Annotated in this window: 20 protein-coding genes; 8 read left to right on the top strand and 12 right to left on the bottom strand. The window is 59.2% G+C overall.

All coding sequences use genetic code 11. The features are described 5' to 3' along the window. Positions 1 to 726: 726 nt before the first annotated feature. Positions 727 to 1464: a LuxR C-terminal-related transcriptional regulator gene (locus GGD50_RS30880; protein WP_107108877.1), complete on the top strand. Its 738-nt coding sequence runs from the start codon at positions 727 to 729 to the stop codon at positions 1462 to 1464. A 1-nt stretch (position 1465) separates the two neighbouring features. Here GGD50_RS30880 and GGD50_RS30885 read toward each other — a convergent pair whose 3' ends face one another. The 7 genes from GGD50_RS30885 to GGD50_RS30915 all read right to left on the bottom strand — a co-directional run bounded on the left by GGD50_RS30885 (position 1466) and on the right by GGD50_RS30915 (position 8908). After that, positions 1466 to 1744 carry a transposase gene (locus GGD50_RS30885; protein WP_028751823.1) on the bottom strand — a complete coding sequence of 93 codons (279 nt, stop codon included), beginning with the start codon at positions 1742 to 1744 and terminating at the stop codon, positions 1466 to 1468. 115 nt (positions 1745 to 1859) lie between these two features. Then, positions 1860 to 3302, bottom strand: a complete 1443-nt coding sequence (locus GGD50_RS30890) for an HlyD family type I secretion periplasmic adaptor subunit (RefSeq protein ID WP_107108879.1) — start codon at positions 3300 to 3302, stop codon at positions 1860 to 1862. Beyond that, on the bottom strand, positions 3299 to 5044 hold the full coding sequence (locus GGD50_RS30895) for a type I secretion system permease/ATPase (protein ID WP_107108880.1): 1746 nt from the start codon (positions 5042 to 5044) through the stop codon (positions 3299 to 3301). The genes GGD50_RS30890 and GGD50_RS30895 overlap by 4 nt, the downstream gene beginning before the upstream one ends. A gap of 125 nt (positions 5045 to 5169) precedes the next feature. Further along, positions 5170 to 5742 (bottom strand): PE-PGRS family protein, encoded by a 573-nt coding sequence (locus tag GGD50_RS30900; protein WP_107108881.1) that lies wholly within the window; start codon positions 5740 to 5742, stop codon positions 5170 to 5172. Positions 5743 to 6138: 396 nt separating this feature from the next. Beyond that, complete coding sequence (locus GGD50_RS30905; protein ID WP_107108882.1) at positions 6139 to 7245, bottom strand: hypothetical protein; 1107 nt, start codon at positions 7243 to 7245, stop codon at positions 6139 to 6141. Between the two features lie 128 nt (positions 7246 to 7373). Next, the gene (locus tag GGD50_RS30910; protein WP_107108883.1) at positions 7374 to 7892 is read right to left on the bottom strand and encodes a GNAT family N-acetyltransferase; all 519 of its coding nucleotides are present in this window, start codon (positions 7890 to 7892) and stop codon (positions 7374 to 7376) included. Positions 7893 to 7912: 20 nt separating this feature from the next. Further along, complete coding sequence (locus tag GGD50_RS30915) at positions 7913 to 8908, bottom strand: LysR family transcriptional regulator (protein ID WP_107108884.1); 996 nt, start codon at positions 8906 to 8908, stop codon at positions 7913 to 7915. A gap of 121 nt (positions 8909 to 9029) precedes the next feature. Between GGD50_RS30915 and GGD50_RS30920 the strand changes: the two genes are divergently transcribed. Beyond that, positions 9030 to 10430, top strand: coding sequence for an MFS transporter (locus GGD50_RS30920; RefSeq protein ID WP_107108885.1), 1401 nt, complete (start codon positions 9030 to 9032; stop codon positions 10428 to 10430). A gap of 92 nt (positions 10431 to 10522) precedes the next feature. Here GGD50_RS30920 and GGD50_RS30925 read toward each other — a convergent pair whose 3' ends face one another. Next, positions 10523 to 11791, bottom strand: a complete 1269-nt coding sequence (locus tag GGD50_RS30925; RefSeq protein ID WP_107108886.1) for an RNA polymerase sigma factor — start codon at positions 11789 to 11791, stop codon at positions 10523 to 10525. Between the two features lie 31 nt (positions 11792 to 11822). After that, entirely contained in the window at positions 11823 to 12218 is a 396-nt protein-coding gene (locus GGD50_RS30930) for a YciI family protein (RefSeq protein WP_107108887.1), read from the bottom strand. A gap of 430 nt (positions 12219 to 12648) precedes the next feature. Between GGD50_RS30930 and GGD50_RS30935 the strand changes: the two genes are divergently transcribed. Both GGD50_RS30935 and GGD50_RS30940 read left to right on the top strand, forming a co-directional pair. Then, positions 12649 to 13026, top strand: a complete 378-nt coding sequence (locus GGD50_RS30935; RefSeq protein ID WP_107108888.1) for a VOC family protein — start codon at positions 12649 to 12651, stop codon at positions 13024 to 13026. A gap of 188 nt (positions 13027 to 13214) precedes the next feature. Next, a complete protein-coding gene (locus tag GGD50_RS30940) occupies positions 13215 to 13979 on the top strand; it encodes a phosphatase PAP2 family protein (RefSeq protein ID WP_107108889.1) in 765 nt (254 codons plus the stop codon). Positions 13980 to 14002: 23 nt separating this feature from the next. Here GGD50_RS30940 and GGD50_RS30945 read toward each other — a convergent pair whose 3' ends face one another. Continuing rightward, positions 14003 to 14413 carry a response regulator gene (locus GGD50_RS30945; RefSeq protein WP_107108890.1) on the bottom strand — a complete coding sequence of 137 codons (411 nt, stop codon included), beginning with the start codon at positions 14411 to 14413 and terminating at the stop codon, positions 14003 to 14005. Between the two features lie 256 nt (positions 14414 to 14669). Between GGD50_RS30945 and GGD50_RS30950 the strand changes: the two genes are divergently transcribed. After that, positions 14670 to 16331 carry a phosphoethanolamine transferase gene (locus tag GGD50_RS30950; protein ID WP_107108891.1) on the top strand — a complete coding sequence of 554 codons (1662 nt, stop codon included), beginning with the start codon at positions 14670 to 14672 and terminating at the stop codon, positions 16329 to 16331. Between the two features lie 66 nt (positions 16332 to 16397). Here the strand turns inward: GGD50_RS30950 and GGD50_RS30955 are convergent, their stop codons facing one another. After that, entirely contained in the window at positions 16398 to 16775 is a 378-nt protein-coding gene (locus GGD50_RS30955) for a cupin domain-containing protein (protein WP_107108892.1), read from the bottom strand. Between the two features lie 211 nt (positions 16776 to 16986). On the opposite strand from GGD50_RS30955, the gene GGD50_RS30960 reads away from it, so the two are divergent. Beyond that, complete coding sequence (locus GGD50_RS30960; RefSeq protein WP_107108893.1) at positions 16987 to 18027, top strand: LLM class flavin-dependent oxidoreductase; 1041 nt, start codon at positions 16987 to 16989, stop codon at positions 18025 to 18027. A 37-nt stretch (positions 18028 to 18064) separates the two neighbouring features. On the opposite strand, the gene msrB is transcribed toward GGD50_RS30960, so the two are convergent. Beyond that, on the bottom strand, positions 18065 to 18553 hold the full coding sequence (gene msrB / locus GGD50_RS30965; RefSeq protein ID WP_107108894.1) for a peptide-methionine (R)-S-oxide reductase MsrB: 489 nt from the start codon (positions 18551 to 18553) through the stop codon (positions 18065 to 18067). Positions 18554 to 18756: 203 nt separating this feature from the next. Here msrB and GGD50_RS30970 point away from each other — a divergent pair, with 203 nt between their 5' ends. Both GGD50_RS30970 and GGD50_RS30975 read left to right on the top strand, forming a co-directional pair. Beyond that, on the top strand, positions 18757 to 19512 hold the full coding sequence (locus GGD50_RS30970; protein WP_107108895.1) for a COG4280 domain-containing protein: 756 nt from the start codon (positions 18757 to 18759) through the stop codon (positions 19510 to 19512). Beyond that, positions 19509 to 19715 carry a hypothetical protein gene (locus tag GGD50_RS30975; RefSeq protein ID WP_107108896.1) on the top strand — a complete coding sequence of 69 codons (207 nt, stop codon included), beginning with the start codon at positions 19509 to 19511 and terminating at the stop codon, positions 19713 to 19715. Before GGD50_RS30970 ends, GGD50_RS30975 begins: the two co-directional genes overlap by 4 nt. Positions 19716 to 19807 lie beyond the last annotated feature (92 nt).

A 19807-nucleotide genomic window follows, 5' to 3' on the forward strand; every position in this document is an offset into this window, starting at 1 on the left:
AGGTCACGTCCGGCGCTATCCGCCTGCGGCGGCGAGACAGCAATGTGCGTCAAGCCAGCCGTAAGGTATTGAGCGAAAACGATCCTGCACCGTAGCCAGGAGAGGCTAATCTTCTGAATGCGCGGCATCGTGACAGAACGATCTTCACGGTGTCGGCCCATAAATGATCGGATACCAATCAAATTCTAGCAAGTTTGTTGATAGGATAGGTGCAGATCTTACATTGCGTTGCACACTCACGCTCTCCGAGGCGATATGCCGATAACAGGAGCAAGATAGCCGGCTCTCATAACCTTCCATCCATCGGTTGAATTCCAGCCTCCGCCAGCCGAGGCTTTCTGGCTGGGCGCCGATAGAAGACAGAGTGATCTCATCGCTCTTGAGAGAGCCCGCTCCCCAGGATTACACCGCGCGATCCGAACAGTCCTTATTTTTCAATAGCTACCGTCCTCAAACCGAACGACTGCGGACATTGTCGCGCGATTGCGGTCTCACTTTTCGGACCGCCGATAATCGAGAAAACCGCACCTGGAAAGGCTTTACGGGCACGCCCTCAATCAATTAGGTGGCCTGCAAAACCGCGCCTTAGAGTTGTGATTAGATGATGCTTACATTACGTCACATTGAGTCGCAGGGGGATTAATCCCCATTTTATCATGACATGAAACACCAAGCGGTATAATATTCGCGCCGAGATGGAACGCATTTATCCTTGGGGGGCGACACGTGTCCATCAGTTCCAGAACGAAACGCCGGATCGGTCGCAATGCACCGACGGTCATCATAATAGACCACCATACACTTGCCCGTACGACCATCGTGAAACTTCTTGAGCACGAACTCGCCGGCTGGGAATTTGTTGATATGGTCTCTACTGAGAGTCTTGATAGGGCTCTTGGAATGGACGTGCGTCTGATTGCTTTGGGTTTGGAGGGCAGGAGCGTAGAGAGCGCCGGTCTGCTTGACGATCTTACGGCGATTGCCGAACGTTTTTCCGAAGCACCGATCGCGCTGCTGTCGAGTACGGATGACGCCTCGCTGGCCTCTCAGGCGCTGAAAATGGGCATTCGAGGCTTCTTCACCACGTCCATTCCCATAGAGATTGCCCTTGCCGGGCTACGGCTCGTTCTCGCAGGCGGCATATTCTGTCCGCAGCCGCTGGATACGCTGACGACCGGCCCAACCAGGCACATCGACTCTCATGAGGATGGTCACAGGATGATAGAGGCGCGGGCGCATAGTCCCGATCTTGCCGACTTCACGCCGCGCGAAGCGGATGTGCTTGCAGAATTGCAGCGCGGCTGTTCGAATAAGGTCATTGCGGGAAAGCTCAACCTGTCAGGCCACACGGTGAAAATGCACGTGCAGCACATTATGCGCAAGTTGCAGGTCCAGAACCGGACCGAAGTCGTTGCCCGTCTAGGTTATAGGCTAACCAACGGACATGATGTGGCGGCATCGTAAATTAAGCGCTTTCCTTGGACGTCTTTTCAAGCATTTCGCTTAACGTTGCCGCAGCCAGCATGGTCTCAGCCAATAGCTTCTTGAGCTTCCGGTTCTCCTCCTCCAGGGCCTTGAGCCTTTTGACGTCGAAGCCGACATTCTTGAGCTGCAGGGATTGCCACCGATAGAAGGTCGGCTCGCTGATCCCGTATTTGCTGCACACGTCCGTCACTGTCATGCCACCCTGATGCTCCTTCAGAATGTCCATGATCCTGTCATCATTGAATTTTCTCTTACCCATCACTGCGTCCCTTCGACGGCGACATGCTAGAAATTCAGAGGCGCCAGGAAGGAATGGTGGGAGTACCAATCCATATTCGCGTCGCATTTCCGAGTCTTCTGCTTCGGAGCTCACTTCAATCCTCACGAAACGCTCTGTTGAAGCTATCCAGAAGCGGTCTGATTGCATAAAACGCGACACTGCTCTTGCCCGTTTCGATCAATGTTTGGGCGGGCATGCCCGGAACCATCGCGACATCGTGCATCTTCGCCAATCGTTCGTCTGTCACGCGGATCGTCGCTGCATAGTAGGCCTGACCGGTCTGCTTATCGACAAGGCGATCCGCGGAGACATAGTCCACGATACCTTTCAGCAGCGGAACCCGCCGCTGATTATAAGGTAGAAGATGAACTTGTGCATCCAACCCCGGTCGCACCAAATTAATATCCTCCGGCCGGACATGGGCCGATATCACGAGATGGGCTTCGCGCGGTACCAGATCGACAAGTGGTTCACCCGCGCCGACCACGCCGCCTGCCGTATGAAAATGCAGGTCCATGATCACCCCGTCCTCGGGCGCCCGGATTTCGGTTCTGGCAAGCTGATCGTCGATCGCCCGCAAACGTTCGCTCAACTGCAGAATCTGACTTTCCGTGTCGCGCAGACCCTGAGCGACCTCATTCAACCGATCGCTCTGCAGCTTCACCAGATTGGCCTGCGCCTCGCTGATCACCTGATAGGCACGCGATATCTGGGCGTCCACCTCACCAGCCTGACCATCGATGTCGGCCTTCTCACGCCCGAGATTGAAAATCCTGCTCTTTCTCTCCGCCCCTTTGGAAACGAGGCTGGTGGCCGACTCCATCTCCTGCCGGGAGATCTCGGCCCTGTCGGCAAGCGATGCCTTCTGCGCGCCGAGACCCATGATCTCCTGCTGAACCTGCCGCATCTTCTCCTGCGTGATCCCGATCTCGGATTGCATCACCTGGCGGCGCGTCTCGAATATCCTTTGCTGCCCCACCATGATGGCTTTGACCGACGGAGTGTCGTTCATCAACGCTATAAGGTCCTGTGGGAAGGTGATCTGGTCGGTGCCACTCTCTTCGGCAACCAGGCGCGCATGCATGCCCTCGGCGTCCCAGAGCTGCCCTTGAACGCTATCCCGTTCCGACCGCGACTTCGTATCGTCAAGTTCGATGAGCACCTGCCCCGAAGTGACGGCGTCACCGTTCTTGACGAGAATCTGTCGTATGATTCCGCCCTCCAGATGCTGGATGGTCTTGCGGCTGAACTCCGGCTCCACGACACCCGACGCCACCGCCGCGCTCTTCAGCGGAGCCAGGAGCGACCAAATCCCGAAACCCAGAATGAACACGCAAATCAGCAGATTGCCCGTCCGCTTCACTGACCGTAGTACCGGCATCGGCGACGGCGGTGCCAGCCTCATGAAATCGGTATCGACGACAGGGGCATAGCTCAGGAACTTCTTGGCCGCTTCCAATCGCTGTGCAGACCGGCTGCTTGGGTTTGACGCGTTTATGAATTTGGCTGAAGCGCCGGAAGGAAGGACGGTGGTCATGACGCAGCCTTTCCTTCCAGTGTCTGCGCCGGCGCCGGCGACGGCGGGCGAAGATAGGTGTCGTATATATGCTCGCTCTCCCCAAACGCATTGACCATGCCATTGCGCATGATCGCGATCTTGTTGGTGATGGGCAGAACTCCCATCCGATGGGTAATGATGACGACGATCATTCGTCTGGATCTCATGCGTTCGATCGCGTTGTACAGGATGCGTTCGCCCTCATAGTCCAGACTGGAATTCGGATCGTCGAGCACCACGAGCGAGGGATTTCCGTAAGCGGCGCGTGCCAATCCGAGCTGCTGCCGCTGAGCGCGCAGCAGCAAGTTCCCACCCTCGCCGATGTCGGTCTCGTAGCCCTGCGGCAGCCGCATGATCGTTTCGTGCAGTCCGACAAGCTTGGCCGCTTCGATGGCCCTGGTGGGGTCCGCGCCGTCCAGGCGCCCGATGACGTCCTTGATGGCTCCGCCGAAAAGTTCGATATCCTGTGGCAGATAGCCGACATGACGAGTATCGCCGCAAAGGCGCAGCGCGGAAATGTCGACGCCGCCCAGAAGGGTGCATCCGCTTGTCGGATGCAGGACGCCGGCCATGATGCGGCCGAGCGTCGACTTGCCGGATCCTGACGGGCCGATGAGCGCCATGCAATCACCCGGCAACAGGTGCAGCGTGACGCCCTTCACTATGGGCCGATCAGCAAACTGCAAGGCGTAGCCGACATTGTCCAGGATGAGGCCACTCGGATCGGGAACAGGGATCGTTCTGGGATCCTCCTGCGTAGACACAAGGATCAGCATCTTGTTGAGACGATTGAAGGAGTTGCGCGCAAACGCAAACGAGCGCCATGCGCCGATCGCGCCCTCGACGGGTGCAAGACCGCGGCCGAGCAACAGGCTTGAGACAAAGATGATACCGGGGCTGCTGTTATCCGCGAGCACCAGCCAGGTGGCCGCTCCCATGACCAGAATCTGGGTTAGTGTCCTGATGGATTTCGAGAACCCCAGAATGATCTCGGTGCGGTGCATCGCGGTGTCCTGGGCTTTTCTGGCCCTCTCGGCATCGCGGTAGACGATCTGCGCCGCACCGTCCTGCATTCCCATGGCACGGATCACCTGAATATATCGAAGAGCCGTCGCAAGCCGCATGTAGCTCCGCGACAGCGCAAGATTCGCCTGTGCGATCGGCTGCTGCGTCGCCAGTTCCGTCAGGAGGGCGAGCGACAGGAGAGCGACTGCGCTCAGAAGGCCGATCACGCCCAGCAGAGGATGAACGAGAAAGAGCAGCAGCAGGAATACCGGAGCCCAGGGAATATCGAAAAGAAGTGCACTTGCCGGTGAATCGAGGAACTGACGCAGCGAGGCAAGGTCGCGATAACAATCGGCCGCAACACTGGTATCCGCACGGGACGCGTATTCGAATGAAGCGTTCAGGACGTCCGGACGCAGACGATGGTCCAGCCAACTGCCGATGCGTGAAAGCGCTGCTCTGCGGACGATATCAAGGGTGGATCCGACCACCACCGCAACGGCGACGATGAGTGTCAGCATCACCAGCGTATCGACGCTGCGGCTCGACATTACCCGGTCGTATATTTGCAAAAGATAGATGGAAGGGGCGAGAAGAAAGAGATTATAGCCGCTGCTATAGAGAAAGACCAAGCCGAAGGCCCCGGCGCAGGCCCGTAGTGCCATGACCAGTTGAGTTTGCTGGCGCTGGGGTTGTGCAAGATTTGTTGGCGTCATCAGATCTCGCAGCTCCGGATTATGACAAGGCGAATGCTTGGTCGAACTGTCATAAATACGAGGATCGCTGGCCTGAACCTGCGATCCTCAGGACCCGAATTAACGGGCCGGTTGGCATAAATCGATCACGTACCGAGGTGGTGCACGTCGATGCTGCCGCCGAAAGAATTGTCAAAATGATCGAAAGCATTCGATACGGCCGTGCTGAGGGTGTCCGTATGAACCAATGCCGTCGAGATGCTGCCGCCCTCGGCCAGGTTGCCGTTACCGCCATTACCACCGGCGCCGGACACGATAGTGGCATGCTGGTCGACAAACGACTGGGTGGTTTGCGTAGCTGTCGTGGCTGCAGAAACCGCTGCTACGTCGCCGCCGCTCACAGAGCCTTGGCTACCGTTCGAAGTGGCGCTCCCGCCAGCTCCACCGGTGCTGGTGAGTGCTGAAAACGCGGCGTTATAAGCTTGGGCCAATCCGCCAGCTCCGCCACCGCCGGCATCCCAGTCAGCCGTCTGATGAACGTGATCGCCATTATGGAGATCAGTTGAGGCGCCGTAGACGTCCTGGTAGTTATTGACATAGGCACTGGGATCATAATGGATATTACCATTGCCGTATCCATCGCCGCCATTGCCGGCATTTGCGTTGCCTGCAGACGGATCGGTGAGATTGATCGTGTCAGTTATCTGTGGAATAGGCATAGTGTAGCTCCTCTCCTATTCGGTCCGAAAGTCTCCCACGGCCCGATGCCGGTACGTCATTACCTGGCAAGAAAACCGCTTGCAGACAGTGCTCGCAATTCAACCGGTGAACCAGCCGGATATTCGGAGATGTCCCTTTGGGTGGGGTATGGCCGGGAAAGAGGATGTATCCCAAATGGTTATGCCGAAATAACAGCAGGCACGGGGCTCGCAAAAAGGGGGCATGCTCTCTACGAACGCTTCCGTTGAGAGTTGGAACGCGGAACTGAAATGATCTGCGCGTGTTCCTGCGAACACGCGCTTCTGACGCAATTTCTACAAAAGTGCTGAGCGGCTTTTCCATCCGCAACTGCGAAAAAACAAAAGATAAAGCAGTCTCTGAAAGGCTCAGCCGATCTAGGTGTGCATGAAATTGAGGATGTCATCGACGAGAGCCGAATGGGCATCCGTCAGGTTACCCTCACCGCCGTGACCGCCTATGCCCGCCAGTTGCAGCGTATGCTGATCGGTGAGGACATGGTCGATCTGCTGGGCGTCGGCCGTGCCGCCGGCCGGAACAGCAATGTTGATCGGATGGAAATATCCGAGGCTGACATCGACCAAACTGCCGGTCGAAGATCCCGATCCGCCGCCGCCACCCACGCTGTGTCCGGTGAAGATCGTGTCCGACGACAAGTTGAAACTACCGCCATTGCCGCCGATACCCGCCATCTGGATACCGCCCTGGTCGAAAACCACATCGTTCGTCTGGTGGGCTTCCGCCGAGCCGCCAGCAGCGCCGATCGCGATGTTGATTGGCGAAAAAATGGCGACGTTCACATCGATCATACTGCCGATGAAGTGGCCATCGCCACCATGGCCCGCATAGTTGTCACCGTTGAAAATGAGTGTATTTCCGGCGTTTGAACCGCCGCTCTCCGGCCCCCCGCCGGCAGCCAGATTATGGTCGCCGCCCGAGCCGCCGACGCCGCCGATCTGGGTTGCACCTTGCAGAAACGCTGCGTTGTTCGTCTGTTCCGAATGCGCGACGGATCCCTCACCGCCAGCGACGGCGGTATTCACCGGAGCGAAGACGGCAACATCGGAGCTCACGATACCGCCGAAAAACAGGCCGTTGCCGCCAGTTCCGGCATGGTTGACGGAGGTGCTGCCGATACCGCCGAGCGCGACATTGCCGCTGCCGCCATCGCCGCCTAGGCCGGCCATTTCGGTAGAGTGTTGATTGATAAGCGCACCATTGCCCTGAAAGGCGTCTACTGTCGAATGAGGGCCGGCTACCGCCGTGTTGGATGGGATGAAGATCGCGAGGGGATTGCTGCTGATAAGGCCGGTCGCGATTCCGTCGCCGCCGCTTCCTGCGGAATTGACGTTCTGGTTCGATGCAAGATCCAACGGCATCCATGTCGGAACCAGCGCCAGATGTCCTGCACCGACACCGGAGAGCACGTTTTGACTCATGCTCGCGTTGGACGCGTCTTCCCCTGTCAGACGAGTTTCCGTCATCGCGGTCTCCCCCTTGCACTCTCGCGCATGGCGCGGATTGTCGAACCCCATTGTGGAATGGGACGGGCAAAAAGAAGAGCCTGCAATTCGTCTACGCCCATATGGGCGGGATGACAGCCGTTTGGCGGTCATCCCATTTGGCCGCAAGCCGTGAGCGCAAAGAGATTGGTCGGCGCACCGTGCAGCATGACTTCACGCTCGAAAGTGAAGCCGCATTTTTCCAGCACATGTCTGGAAGCGGCATTGGCCGAGCGGACGAGACCGATCATCCGTTCGGCATGCAAGCTGTTGAACGAGAAAGATAAAACATCATCTACCAATTCGGTCGCATAGCCCTGTCCCCAGCTATCCGGATGCAGGTGATAGGACAGGTTGAGACCGTCGAATTCCTTCGACACCGTCACGCCGCCGAAGCCGATCAGCCTGCCATCCGCCTCGACAGCCCAGCGACCGAATCCGTGATTACGCCAATGCTCCATGTCACGAGAGAGACGTTGAGCACTTGCGTCCCGCGTATCCGGTGTGGGATCGGGCCGATGCGCAACGAGTTCCGGCCGGGCAAAGAGGTCCGTCACGAAATCGAGATCCGCCTCCGCGGGCATGCGCAGCAGCAGGCGTTTCGTGTGTCTGACCAAAGGTGATGGCATGGGGCCGCTCTCTTGAAGCTTCACACTGCCTCAGCCAAAGGAACCTGGTCGAAGCAGCAGGCAGCCGTGGAAACGCCCATGCGGCACCCGGATGCTTGCAATGACTCTGCCGCGATTTCCACGAACAGCCGGCGGAACCAAACTGCCCGGCTGTCCGTCCGGTCAACGCGACGGTAGAGCATCGTCACCGGCTCGGCCGGCAGATCAAGCGGCGGCTCCGAAATGGTGAGGCCATGAAGCTGGGCCATGCAGCGGGCAATGGATTCCGGGATCGTGGCAATGGCCGGCATTGCCCGCAAAACCGTCGGCAGAGCCGAAAAGCGCGGCACCGTCGCCACCACCTGCCGGCGATCGCCGGTGCGGGCGAGAGCAATATCGACGTTGCTCGATGTATTGCCTTCAAAGGACACGGTGACGTGAGCGGCGGCGACAAAATCCTTGAAGCTCAGCGGCGCGGTCAGCCTTAGCTGGTGAGGGTCGTAGATACAAACCGATGCCTGCTCGAACAGCGGCGCGCGAATATGCCAGGATGCCGGCTCGTCATGCACCGAGACGCTGAAATCATAGGCGCCCTCGTCCAGCAAACGCCCGGCGTCACGCTTGTCGAAAGCCACGCCGATCAAACGCGCCCCTGGCGCCTGCAGCCGCAACCGCGCCACCAGCGGGCCGAAGAAAGCGGATTCGAGATTGTCGCACATGCCGACGCGGAACTCGCCCTGCCAGCTTGCCGGGTCGAAGGCCGTTGGCGGGCGGATGGCGCGTTCGATGCCCGAAAGTGCATCCTCGATGGCTGGCGCAATGGCGAGTGCGCGCGGCGTCGGCTGTAGACCCCGCCCGACACGCACGAACAATTCGTCATCGAGCGTCTCGCGCAATCGACGCAGCGCAGCCGACAGGCCGGGCTGGCCAAGCAGCAGGCGCTCGGCAGCGCGGCTCACATTCCGTTCCTGCATGAGCACGGAAAAGGCGAGCAACAGATTGAGATCGATTTTTCGAAGCGTAGCATCATTCATCATCACCAGTAATACCTGGCATGGTTACTATCAATTTGCAATAGGGTTAGAAGCTGTACATTTTCTCGTTCCCTGCCGCCCGCCAACCTCCCGAGAGACGGCAGCATAGGAAGGAACGATTCCGATGACTTATTCCAAATCACGAAGTGGGGCCGGGCTGGCATTGCTGCTGCTTTGCGCCGCCAACTTCCTGGACGCCATGGATGTCTCCACCATCGGCGTGGCCCTGCCCGCAATCCAAACCGAGCTCGGCATACAGGCGACATCGCTGCAATGGGCCGTCAGCGCCTATGTGCTCGGTTATGGCGGCTTTCTGCTGCTCGGCGGCCGCGTTGCCGATCTTTTCGGCCACCGCCGCGTCTTCCTCTGGTCGCTTGGCGTCTTCGCCGCCGCCAGCATCGCCGGCGGGTTCGTCGACAGCGCGCCGACCTTGATCGCTGCACGCCTGATCAAAGGCATTGCCGCAGCCTTCACCGCGCCGGCCGCGCTCGCCCTACTGCTGTCCGTGTTTGGAGAAGGAAGCGCCCGCGCCAAGGCGCTCGGGGTGTTCTCCTCTACTGGCGCCGCCGGCTTTGTGCTCGGCATGGTGCTTGGCGGAGCCGCAACCATCATTAGCTGGCGGGCGACGCTGGTCATGGGAGCGCCCGTTGCCATCCTCGCTCTGGTGCTTGCGCCCTTCGTCCTGCCTGCCGATCATCAGCGGACCGGGCCGCGGCCTCACTTCGACTGGGCCGGTGCGCTGACGATCACGCCCGGATTGCTGCTGTTCGTCTTCGGCATCACCAACGCCGCTGCCGCCGGCTGGCAGGCATTTCCCACCTGGGGAGCATTGGTCGCGGCGCTGGTCCTCATCCTGCTCTTCCTGCTGGTCGAAGCGCGGCACAGGGATCCGATGGTGCCGCTTGCCATCTTCCGGCGGGCAAAGCTCAGCCATGCCAACGCCATCGCCGCGCTCTTCCAGGGCGTCTATGTCGGCTTCCAGTTCATCGCGACGCTCTACTATCAGGACGTCGTCGGCTGGTCGGCTTTCGCCACCGGCTTCTCCTTCGCCTTCGGCGGCGTCTGCGTGATGTTCCTCGCACCGCGATTTGCGGCGATCGGGCAAAATCGCGGCACGACCGGCCTGATGACGCTTGGTGTCGGACTGCAGGCTATCAGCTATGTCTTTTGGGTCCTCTCGGTCGGAAATATCAATCCGATCCTGCTCGTCGCCGTCTCTCAGCTATTGCTTGGCGTCGGCTATGCCATGACCTATCCGTCGGTGCAGGTGGCGGCACTGTCCGATGTCGAAGACGATAAGTCGGGCCTGGCCTCCGGGCTGCTGTTCGCCTCCTTCCAGATCGGCGGCGGCATCGTGTTGGCAGCCGCATCCGCCATCTTCGGCGCGGCACCAAGCTTCGGCTGGAATCCCTATATCGCCGGCACCGCCTTCGTCGCGATATTGGCCGCTACGGTGACATTGCTGGCGGCGGTCGGCCCGAGGACATCGACATCGCGTTCGAATGTCTATCAGGCGGCGGAATAGTCGGCGTCGCGAGTACCCGCATCACCTCGGGTGCGGGTACTCGTCATCAGCCCAGCTCCGATCGTCCCGAAGCGGATTGTCGGAGGATGCCATTATGACAACAGCGATGCCGCCTCGGCGGCACGCCGCATCAAGAGGTCGCGTTCCCGCTGGTTTCCGGCCAGAGCAGCGGCCGCCTCGAAAGCGGCTTTAGCCTCCCCGTAGCGGGCGAGTTTTTGGAGCAGATCACCGCGAACGCTCGGCAGCAGGTGATATCCCCTGAGCGCCGGCTCATCTGCGAGATGATCCACGATCGCCAGCCCCGCCTCCGGCCCTTCCGCCATGCCCACCGCGACCGCGCGATTGAGTTCGATGACCGGCGAAGGCATAAGCGCCGCCAGCTCCCCATAGAGCCTAGCAATACGTAACCAATCCGTCGCATCGGCCGTTCGAGCCTCCGCGTGGCAGGCGACGATTGCCGCCTGCAGTGCATAAGCGCCGCCCGCGCCGCCGAGGTCCCGCGCCCGTGCAAGTGCCCGCAGTCCCCGCCGGATCTGTAGCTGATCCCAAAGGGCGCGGTTCTGTTCCAGCAGAAGGATCGGCTCACCGACGGCATCTGTGCGCGCGGCGGTGCGTGAGGCATTCAGTTCCATCAGCGCCAGCAGCGCATGCGCTTCGGGCTCATTCGGTGCAATGGAGGTGAGGATGCGGCCCATGCGCAACGCTTCGTTGCAGAGCTGCGGCCGCAGCCAGTCCTCGCCGCGCGCCGCCGTATAGCCCTCGTTGAAAATCAGATAGACGACCTCCAATACGGAGGCAAGCCGTTGCGCGAGTTCCTCGCCGCCGGGGGTCTCATAGGCCAGCCCCGACTCCGAAAGGGTTCGTTTGGCGCGGACAATGCGCTGGGCAATCGTCGCCTCCGGCAGCAGAAAAGCTCTGGCAATCTCCTCTGTCGTCAAGCCACAAATCATCCGCAGCGCCAATGCGACGCGGGCTTCCCGCGATAGCAGCGGATGGCAGGCGGTGAAGACGAGACGGAGCAATTCGTCGCCTATGTCATCGTCGAGGGCAGCGTCTACATCGGGCATGGCCTGCTGCTCCTCGTCCATATCCAGGGCAATCATCTCATGCTTGCGCTCAAGCATCGGGCGGCGGCGCAGATGATCCAGCGCCCGCCGCTTGGCGGTCGCCATCAGCCATGCACCCGGCCTTTCCGGAACGCCGGTCTCGGGCCACCGTTCCAGCGCCGCCAACAGCGCTTCTTGAGTGAGGTCCTCCGCCAACGGCACGTCGCGCAGCATCCTTGCCAAGCTGGTGATCAGCCTGGGCTGCTCGATCCGCCATACAGCCAGGATCGTGCGGTGGGCGTCGGCGGCCGTCACGGCCGCCCGTCCCTTCTTTCAGCCATTCGCCTCAAGCGACCGCGACCGCGACCGAGTGTGCGCTGCATGGGTTCATATCCGGCGTGAAGAACGGACGAACCTCGCAGGTGCCTTCCCAGCCCGGCATGTGATCTATGTGGAGCTGCATGAATTCGACCGTCAGCGCCAGAGCCTCCTCCTTGTTCTGAAATTCGAAGATCGCATAGCCGCCGACCACTTCCTTGGCCTCGACGAACGGGCCGTCGACGATGACGAGCTTTCCGTCTTTGATGCTGACGCGGGCTCCGGTTTCCATCGGCATAAGTCCGGCGGTATCGATCATGCGGCCGGCCTTGATCTCGCGATCGGCGAGCTTGCCGATGGCTTCCATGAGCTCCGGCGTCGGCATGCCCATTTGAGCAGAAGTGATGATAGACATGAAACGCATTTGACCATTCCTCTCGAGCCGAGCCGCTGGCGCCATTGCCGCGAAATTGTCTCGCTCAATACGACGACGAAGCAACCCTTCGGAAATCGACAGACGATTTGAAAAAAATGTGCGGCTGAGTTGCCAAGTCTTGATTGTGAGTCAAGCGGATTGATCAAACGCCCCACGAAAGCCTGCAATTCGTCGAAATCCATCAGCACCGCCACCCTATCAATTCTAGTTGTGTGCAGGCAATCTGCCCAATGCAGAGAATCGAGCGCGTCTCGTGCACAAGATCCCAAATGGGCGCCTGCCACTCTTCATTGACTTCAAACGGTCGTTGAAAGATGGTTGGATCCAACATCCGAAGCCATTGGATTTTGAAGGGATGTCGTACCCTTAGCCTTGGCAATCATGAGGCCGAGGAAGCGGATAATAGGAGCCTGCATTTATGTTCGATCATGTCTCGATTGGCGTCAAAAGCCTGGAAAGAGCACGGCAATTCTATGATGCGACGCTAGCGCCGCTCGGCTATGAGCGGCTGTCGAATTTCGACGGCACGGTCGGATATGGCGCTGAACGGGCACAGTTCTGGGTCATGGAGGTGGAGCACCCCGTTCCGGCGGATCGCGGCTCCGGCCTGCATTTCTGCTTCGTCGCACCAAGCCAGGAGGCCGTCGACGCCTTTTACGCCGCCGGGCTTGCCAATGGCGGCGAAGACAACGGCAAACCGGGCATCCGGCCTGACTACAGCCAATTCTATTACGCAGCCTTCGTCATCGATCCCGACGGCTATCGTCTCGAAGCCTATTTCCAGACCGGCGAGTGACGGGCGCGCAAAGCAAGATAACAATGCTGCCCGTCGAGAAGACGAACCGCACTTCCTAAGCATCTGATGTTTCAGGCTGCTGTCAGGCTTCTACCGTAGGGAAAGCTGGGCGAAGATCGTTAGCGCGTTTCGCGAGAGCCGAATCTCGCCCTATTCCTATATGCGATGACGGAAAACGGCCTTTCCTGATGTACGACAATTATGCTGCTTACCCCAAAAGTGCTGCGCCGTTCGGCAAGCCGCTTGCCTCTTTCCTGGCGCTGTCGGCACTGTGGTGTTTGCTCCTTCTTCTCTTCAACAGATTTCCCGAGATCGATATTTCCGTCGCCCGCAGCGTCTTTACGAGTAAGCCTTGTCCGTGGACCGATTCGGCCGACGACATCTGCGGCATGTTTGCCTACGACAAGGATCGGCCCTTCGTCATCCTGCGCTCGATCACGCTCGTTTTACCCTATATCGCGGTGATCGTGCTGCTTGCAGTTCCCTTCCTCTCCTGGAAGAAACTCGGACCCAACTGGCGCACGCCGAAAATCGATCAGTGCATGGCGGCGCTGTTGTCGCTTGCGATTGGCTGTGGCCTCATCGTCAACTTGATCCTGAAAGCCTTCTCCGGCCGGCCGCGCCCCCGCGATACCGATCTCTTCGGTGGAGCGTTGGATTTCGTTCAGGCGGGCTCGTTTGCCGGCAAGTGCCTCAGGAATTGTTCCTTCGTTTCCGGAGAGTCGTCATCGGCCGGATGGCTTCTCTGTCTCGCCCTGCTGCTGCCGCCACGCTGGCGTCTTCCTCTAGGGGTGCCCCTCGCCGTGACATCGATTATGATGCCGACGATGCGTGTGCTGACCGGCGCGCACTATCTGTCCGACGCAGTCCTCGGTTGGCTTTTGTCGCTGGTCATGTTCGCAGCCATGCTGAGCGTTTTCGAGTTCTTCAACTCCAGATCGCAGCAGCATTGAGGAGAGGATTGTGGCTGCGCCGTTCAGCCGACTTTCGGAAGAACGTGCGAGCGGCAATTTCCCGGTTTTCCTTTGCTTGAAGGCGTCGTTGCCTTGCGGATGCGGGCCGCGAGTTCGCCGAGCCCGAACGGCTTTATGAGATAATCGACCGCACCGATGCTCATTCCGGCCATCTGATCCGATAGCTGATCATAAGCGGACATGATGATCACCGGCATCGAAGAGACCTTCGGCCCCATATATCTTAGCAATTCCAGGCCACTTCCGTCCGGCAGGCGAAGGTCGAGAAGAACAACGTTATAAGCTCCGGCCGAAACCGCCGCCATCGCGGACCGCAGGTCCATCGACCAATCAACTGCCCAGCCTTCGGCAAGCAAATGATCCTGCACTGCATTGCCGATGGTGGCATCGTCTTCGACCAGCAAAATCCGCACGACTTCTCCCTTATGCAAGAGATGAAGCTATGATCGGGATTTCTGACGGCGACCTGAAATTCGCCTGCCCGCAGGCGGAAAAGAGTAGATAAGGGACAGCGATCGCCAATCAGTAGTGCACAAACGAATATCGTTCAGGTAAATGTCAGCAACGGTGGGCACGGTCCCGCGCTTTAAAATAGTCAAAGTCGCGTCCTATGCGCTGCGGTTTACGGTTTCCCGACCCGCTTTTCAGGAAACGCCTTGGAGAAAAACATTGAACGATAAAAACATCCAGCCTGGCCGGCAAAGCGTCCGGCCAGCAATCGGCAGCGTCACTCTTTGCCTTTTAACCACGATTTATATCCTTCTTGTGACGAACCAGACGTTTTGGACCAAGGCCTACGGTTATTTTATTGCGGAACCCACCGCCTTTGCCGCCTTCGCCATTGGCATCGCCGCGGCCATCATGGCGCTCTTCACGTTTTTCTCCGCCAAATACCTCACGAAGCCGATCCTGATTTTCTTCGTTCTCGTGGCGGCGGTGTCCTCCTGGTTCAACGATCAGTTCGGGGTCATCATCGACAAGGAGATGATTCGCAATGCGGCGGTATCGACGGGTGCCGAGGCCGGCCATCTGATCACGCTGCGCTTTGCGACACATGTGCTGCTGACGGGCGTTTTACCCTCTCTGGTGATTGCGTGGGTGCGCATTGCGCATCGTCCCCTTCTCAAGAAGCTTGCTCATAATACCGCTGTCATCCTCTCCTGCCTCGCCGTCTTCGTGATCGCAGGCACCAGCTTCTACAAGACGTTCGCAGGTGTCGGCCGTGCGCACCCCGATCTCGTGGATATGCTCAATCCAGTCATGCCGATCACCAGCGCCGTGCGCTACGCCATCAATTCGCGCAAGGATTCAAGCATCGTCGCGCAGCCTCTGGGCACGGACGCCCACAGGGTTGGCACGAACGACAACGGCAAGCCGCGTGTGACCATCATCGTCGCCGGCGAAACGGCGCGAGCCCAAAACTTTTCCCTCGGCGGCTATGGCAAGATGACCAATCCGGAGCTGGCGAAACAGAATGTCGTCTATTTCCCCAACACCAGCAGTTGCGGGACGGCGACAGCAACCTCGATCCCTTGCCTGTTCTCGGTCTATACGCGGGAGCAATATACCCACCTGAAGGGCCTCGAGACGCAGAACCTGCTTGATGTGCTGACCCATGCCAAGGTCGATGTCTCCTGGCTGGACAATGATACTGGCAGCTATCACGTCACCGACCGCGTGCCCTACACCTATCTGCCGACATCGGCCGATCCCCGCTTCTGCAAGGATGGCGAATGCCTGGATGCGATCCTGGTGGACAAGGTCGATAACTGGCTGGACCATATCAAAGGAGACAGCGTCCTCGTGCTGCACCAGCTCGGCAGCCATGGCCCAGCCTACTACCAGCGCTATCCCGACGAGTTCCGCCGCTTTACCCCCGACTGCCGCGCCAACGATTTCGGCAGTTGCACGCCGGAGGAGATCACCAACGCCTATGACAATACGATCCTCTACACCGATCATATCGTTTCGGCGGTGATCGATAAATTGAAGCAGCGCTCAAACTCGCTGTCCGGCGCGGTCGTCTACTTCTCCGATCACGGCGAGTCGCTTGGCGAGAACGGGATTTACCTGCACGGTACACCATACATCATCGCACCTGCGCAACAGACCCATGTGCCATTCTTGGTCTGGCTGGCCGACGATCTGGCGAAGACCGGCGGCTATGACATGACCTGCCTGGCAAAACGCGCCGCTGACGGCACCCATTCTCACGACAACATCTTCCACAGCGTCCTCGGCCTGATGGATATTGCGACGAAGGTCTACGACCGCAGCCTCGATGTGTTCGCCGAATGCCGTCCGCCGAACAAGCTGGCACAATTGAATTGATGGCTGTCAGCCCCGAATCCGAATTGCGGTCTCGCTAAACCGAAGCCGCAATTCGTCCCACATCCTTCAAAGCCGCGCCGGCTGACGCACCGTGCGCTCATTCTCGACATTGCCGGTGTTGAGCGTCGTATTCCTCTCCAGCAGCGGGACCTCGCATGTCGGCTCCGCGGTCGGGCAATGTTCGACGCCGTGCGGCACGATGATGTATTCGCCGGGGCCGAGGACGATATCGCCGCCATTTTCCTCGCGCAGCTTCATGCGAAGCGTGCCTTTGACAACGAGGAACAACTCGTCCTCCTCTTCGTGATGGTGCCAATGAAAGGCGCCTTCGAGTTTGACTAGCTTGATCTGAAAGTCGTTGATGTCCCCGCAGATCCGCGGGACCCAGGGCTCATTGAACCCCGCAAAGGCCTTCGTGAGATTGATTTTCTTCAGCTCTGACATGCGCCTCTTCCTCCGACGATCGGGTGCCCAGGGACACTATCGACGGCGGCTCCGCCAAACGCAACGGTCCCGGCATTTGGGGCACACCTCCCGCTACCATCACGGCCATATCGAATTCTTCGAAGGAAACCTCCGAAACTTTGCGGATGGTTCGCCTGCGGGAACGCGCGTAAATGCCCACAACGCAATTGCGATAGGCAACGGAAACATCATGACGGCAAACACTGTCGAATTCGGGCTCGATACTTTCGGTGACGTGACGCAGGACGAAAACGAGGCCCCGGAATCTCATGCACAGGTCATCCGCGATGTGATCGAGGAAGGCGTGCTCGCAGACCAGCTCGGGATCGATTTCTTCGGCATCGGCGAGCATCATCGCCAGGATTTCGCGATTTCCTCGCCGGAAACGGTGCTTGCCGCCATTGCCGGCCGCACGTCGCGGATTCACCTCGGCTCGGCCGTGACGGTTCTGAGTTCCGATGATCCCATCCGTGTCTTCCAGCGCTTTTCCAGCCTGGACGCCGCCTCAAGCGGGCGCGCGGAGGTGATCCTCGGCCGCGGTTCGTTCACAGAATCCTTCCCGCTCTTCGGCTTTGAGCTGTCGCAGTATGAAAAGCTGTTCGAGGAAAAGCTCGATCTTTTCGCGGCTCTGCTTTCCAATGAGCCGGTCACCTGGAAGGGAACGACGCGCCCGCCGCTCAGCAATCAACGCGTCTTCCCGACGATCGAGAAGGGTCACCTGAAAACATGGATCGGTGTTGGCGGCAGTCCGGCTTCGGTCGTCCGCGCCGCGCAATATAATCTGCCGCTGATGCTGGCGATCATTGGCGGCAGCCCCTATCGCTTTCGGCCGTATATCGATCTCTATCACAGGGCATTCGCGCAATTGGGCCGCCCTGTTCAGCTGATCGGCATCCATTCGCCGGGCTATATTGCCAATACGGACGATCAGGCCCGCGAGGAGCTCTGGCCGAACTACAAGGCGATGCGCGATCGCATCGGCCGCGAACGCGGCTGGCCGCCGATAACGCGCGACGAATTCGAAAGCGAGATCGAAAACGGCTCGCTCTATGTCGGCTCGCCCGAAACGGTCGCCGCCAAGCTCGCGCCTGTCATCAAGACGCTCGGCATCAGCCGCTTCCAGTTGAAATACAGCGCCGGCACGCTCAGCCACAGCAAACTGATGCGCTGCATCGAACTTTATGCCCAGAAAGTGATCCCCGCGGTACGGGCAGCATTAGGCGACGCCTGATATCCAGAAAAAGGATCACGGTGCTCATTTTCGGCAATCAGGCCGAAATCGCGTGGAATGACATGGCAACGCCGTTCATGCAGTAGCGCAGACCTGTCGGCTTTGGTCCGTCGGGAAAGACATGGCCGAGATGGCCGCCGCAGCGGCTGCAATGCACCGCGGTACGCGTCATGCCGAAGGAATGATCCTCTGTCGTACCGACTGCGCCATCGATCGGCGCCCAAAAGCTCGGCCAGCCGGTGCCGCTATCGAACTTCGTGCTTGAGGAGAAAACATCCTGCTGGCAGCCGGCACAGGCGAAATTGCCTTTGCGCTCCTCGTGCAACAGCGGGCTGGAAAACGGATATTCCGTCCCCTCCTCGCGCAGTACGGAATATTGGTCCGACGTCAGCAGCTTGTGCCATTCTTCGTCGGTGTGGGTAACGGGAAATTTCCCGGCCGCAACGGCTGGGCTTGATGCCAAACCAAATCGAGCCGCAACCGCCCCGAGGCCGGCAGCGATGAGAAGAAGTCGTCTGTTCAACATTCCTGGAACCTCCCGTAGAAGGGACGATCACCTGTCCCGCAAAATATACGGCGCCAATGCGGATTTTGTTACATATCTGCGCGGGAAGCACCGAAACGTGATCATGAATGTGACTTTCGGCATGGTCTTACTCGAAAAATTCGAGCGGCTTTCGGATAAGATCACGCAAAATCAACAGCTATCCGTTATCCAGGATTCACTGCATGAACAGTCTCACACCCATTCTTTCCACCATAACGGCCTCCTTCCTCGGCTCCTTCGTCGAAGTCGTGGAAGCCTTCACCATCGTCCTTGCCGTTGGGGTCACGCGAAGCTGGCGCCCGGCGCTGACGGGTGCCGCTCTCGCGCTTGCGGTGCTTGCGGCCCTCGTCCTGATCTTCGGGCCGCTGCTCGCGCTGGTACCGATCACCACGCTGCAATTCGTCGTCGGCGTTCTGCTGATCCTGTTCGGCATGCGCTGGCTGCGAAAGGCCATTCTGCGCTCGCTCGGCGTTATCGCTCTGCACGATGAGGAAGCAGCCTTCTCCAAGGAAACGGCAGCGCTCCGCCAACAATCCGAAGACCGGCGCGCCGACTATCTCGCCGGCCTTGCCTCCTTCAAGGCGGTGCTGTTGGAAGGCGTCGAGGTGGTCTTCATCGTCATCGCCGTCGGCGGTGCCCATGGCCTGACGCTCTATGCCGGCATCGGCGCCCTCGCCGCCTTCATCTTGGTCATGCTGATCGGCCTGCTGGTGCATCGCCCCCTCGCCACCGTGCCGGAAAACACGCTCAAATTCGTGGTCGGGCTGATGTTGACCAGCTTCGGCATCTTCTGGACCGGCGAAGGAATTGGCGCTGATTGGCCGGGCGCCGATCTTGCGCTTATCGCCATCTTCGCAATCGTTGCCCTGGCGTCCTTCGCCATCATCCGCGGCCTGCGCGGCTCCGTCGGCAAATCCACAGTAAAGGCAGCCCAATGAACGTCATCCGCATCGCCATATCCGAACTCATCGGCATGTTCATCGACGATGGCAGCCTCGCGGCTTTTTCCCTGATCCTGGTGATCATCGTCGCCGTCGCGGTCAAGCTTCTCGGCCTGCCACCATTGATCGGGGGGCTTCTTTTGCTGCTGGGCTGCCTCGCCATTCTGATGCACAGCGTCCGCCGCGCCGTGAAACGATGAGTTGAAATCCCTCTGCAAGCGCTGATATCCTCCCTCGACAGAGCGTCTCGCGGATGCGAAGAATTACGGGAGTTTCAGCGCGATCGAGAGGC

It is taken from the genome of Martinezella paranaensis, assembly GCF_014200235.1.
GTDB classification, from domain to species: Bacteria; Pseudomonadota; Alphaproteobacteria; order Rhizobiales; family Rhizobiaceae; genus Rhizobium; species Rhizobium paranaense.

Coding starts and splice junctions, on each gene's coding strand:
- GGD50_RS30885 (WP_028751823.1), bottom strand. CDS start 1,744: ATGGGTAAGAGAAAATTCAATGATGACAGGATCATGGACATTCTGAAG.
- GGD50_RS30890 (WP_107108879.1), bottom strand. CDS start 3,302: ATGACCACCGTCCTTCCTTCCGGCGCTTCAGCCAAATTCATAAACGCG.
- GGD50_RS30895 (WP_107108880.1), bottom strand. CDS start 5,044: ATGACGCCAACAAATCTTGCACAACCCCAGCGCCAGCAAACTCAACTG.
- GGD50_RS30900 (WP_107108881.1), bottom strand. CDS start 5,742: ATGCCTATTCCACAGATAACTGACACGATCAATCTCACCGATCCGTCT.
- GGD50_RS30905 (WP_107108882.1), bottom strand. CDS start 7,245: ATGACGGAAACTCGTCTGACAGGGGAAGACGCGTCCAACGCGAGCATG.
- GGD50_RS30910 (WP_107108883.1), bottom strand. CDS start 7,892: ATGCCATCACCTTTGGTCAGACACACGAAACGCCTGCTGCTGCGCATG.
- GGD50_RS30915 (WP_107108884.1), bottom strand. CDS start 8,908: ATGATGAATGATGCTACGCTTCGAAAAATCGATCTCAATCTGTTGCTC.
- GGD50_RS30920 (WP_107108885.1), top strand. CDS start 9,030: ATGACTTATTCCAAATCACGAAGTGGGGCCGGGCTGGCATTGCTGCTG.
- GGD50_RS30930 (WP_107108887.1), bottom strand. CDS start 12,218: ATGCGTTTCATGTCTATCATCACTTCTGCTCAAATGGGCATGCCGACG.
- GGD50_RS30935 (WP_107108888.1), top strand. CDS start 12,649: ATGTTCGATCATGTCTCGATTGGCGTCAAAAGCCTGGAAAGAGCACGG.
- GGD50_RS30940 (WP_107108889.1), top strand. CDS start 13,215: ATGTACGACAATTATGCTGCTTACCCCAAAAGTGCTGCGCCGTTCGGC.
- GGD50_RS30955 (WP_107108892.1), bottom strand. CDS start 16,775: ATGTCAGAGCTGAAGAAAATCAATCTCACGAAGGCCTTTGCGGGGTTC.
- GGD50_RS30960 (WP_107108893.1), top strand. CDS start 16,987: ATGACGGCAAACACTGTCGAATTCGGGCTCGATACTTTCGGTGACGTG.
- msrB (WP_107108894.1), bottom strand. CDS start 18,553: ATGTTGAACAGACGACTTCTTCTCATCGCTGCCGGCCTCGGGGCGGTT.
- GGD50_RS30970 (WP_107108895.1), top strand. CDS start 18,757: ATGAACAGTCTCACACCCATTCTTTCCACCATAACGGCCTCCTTCCTC.
- GGD50_RS30975 (WP_107108896.1), top strand. CDS start 19,509: ATGAACGTCATCCGCATCGCCATATCCGAACTCATCGGCATGTTCATC.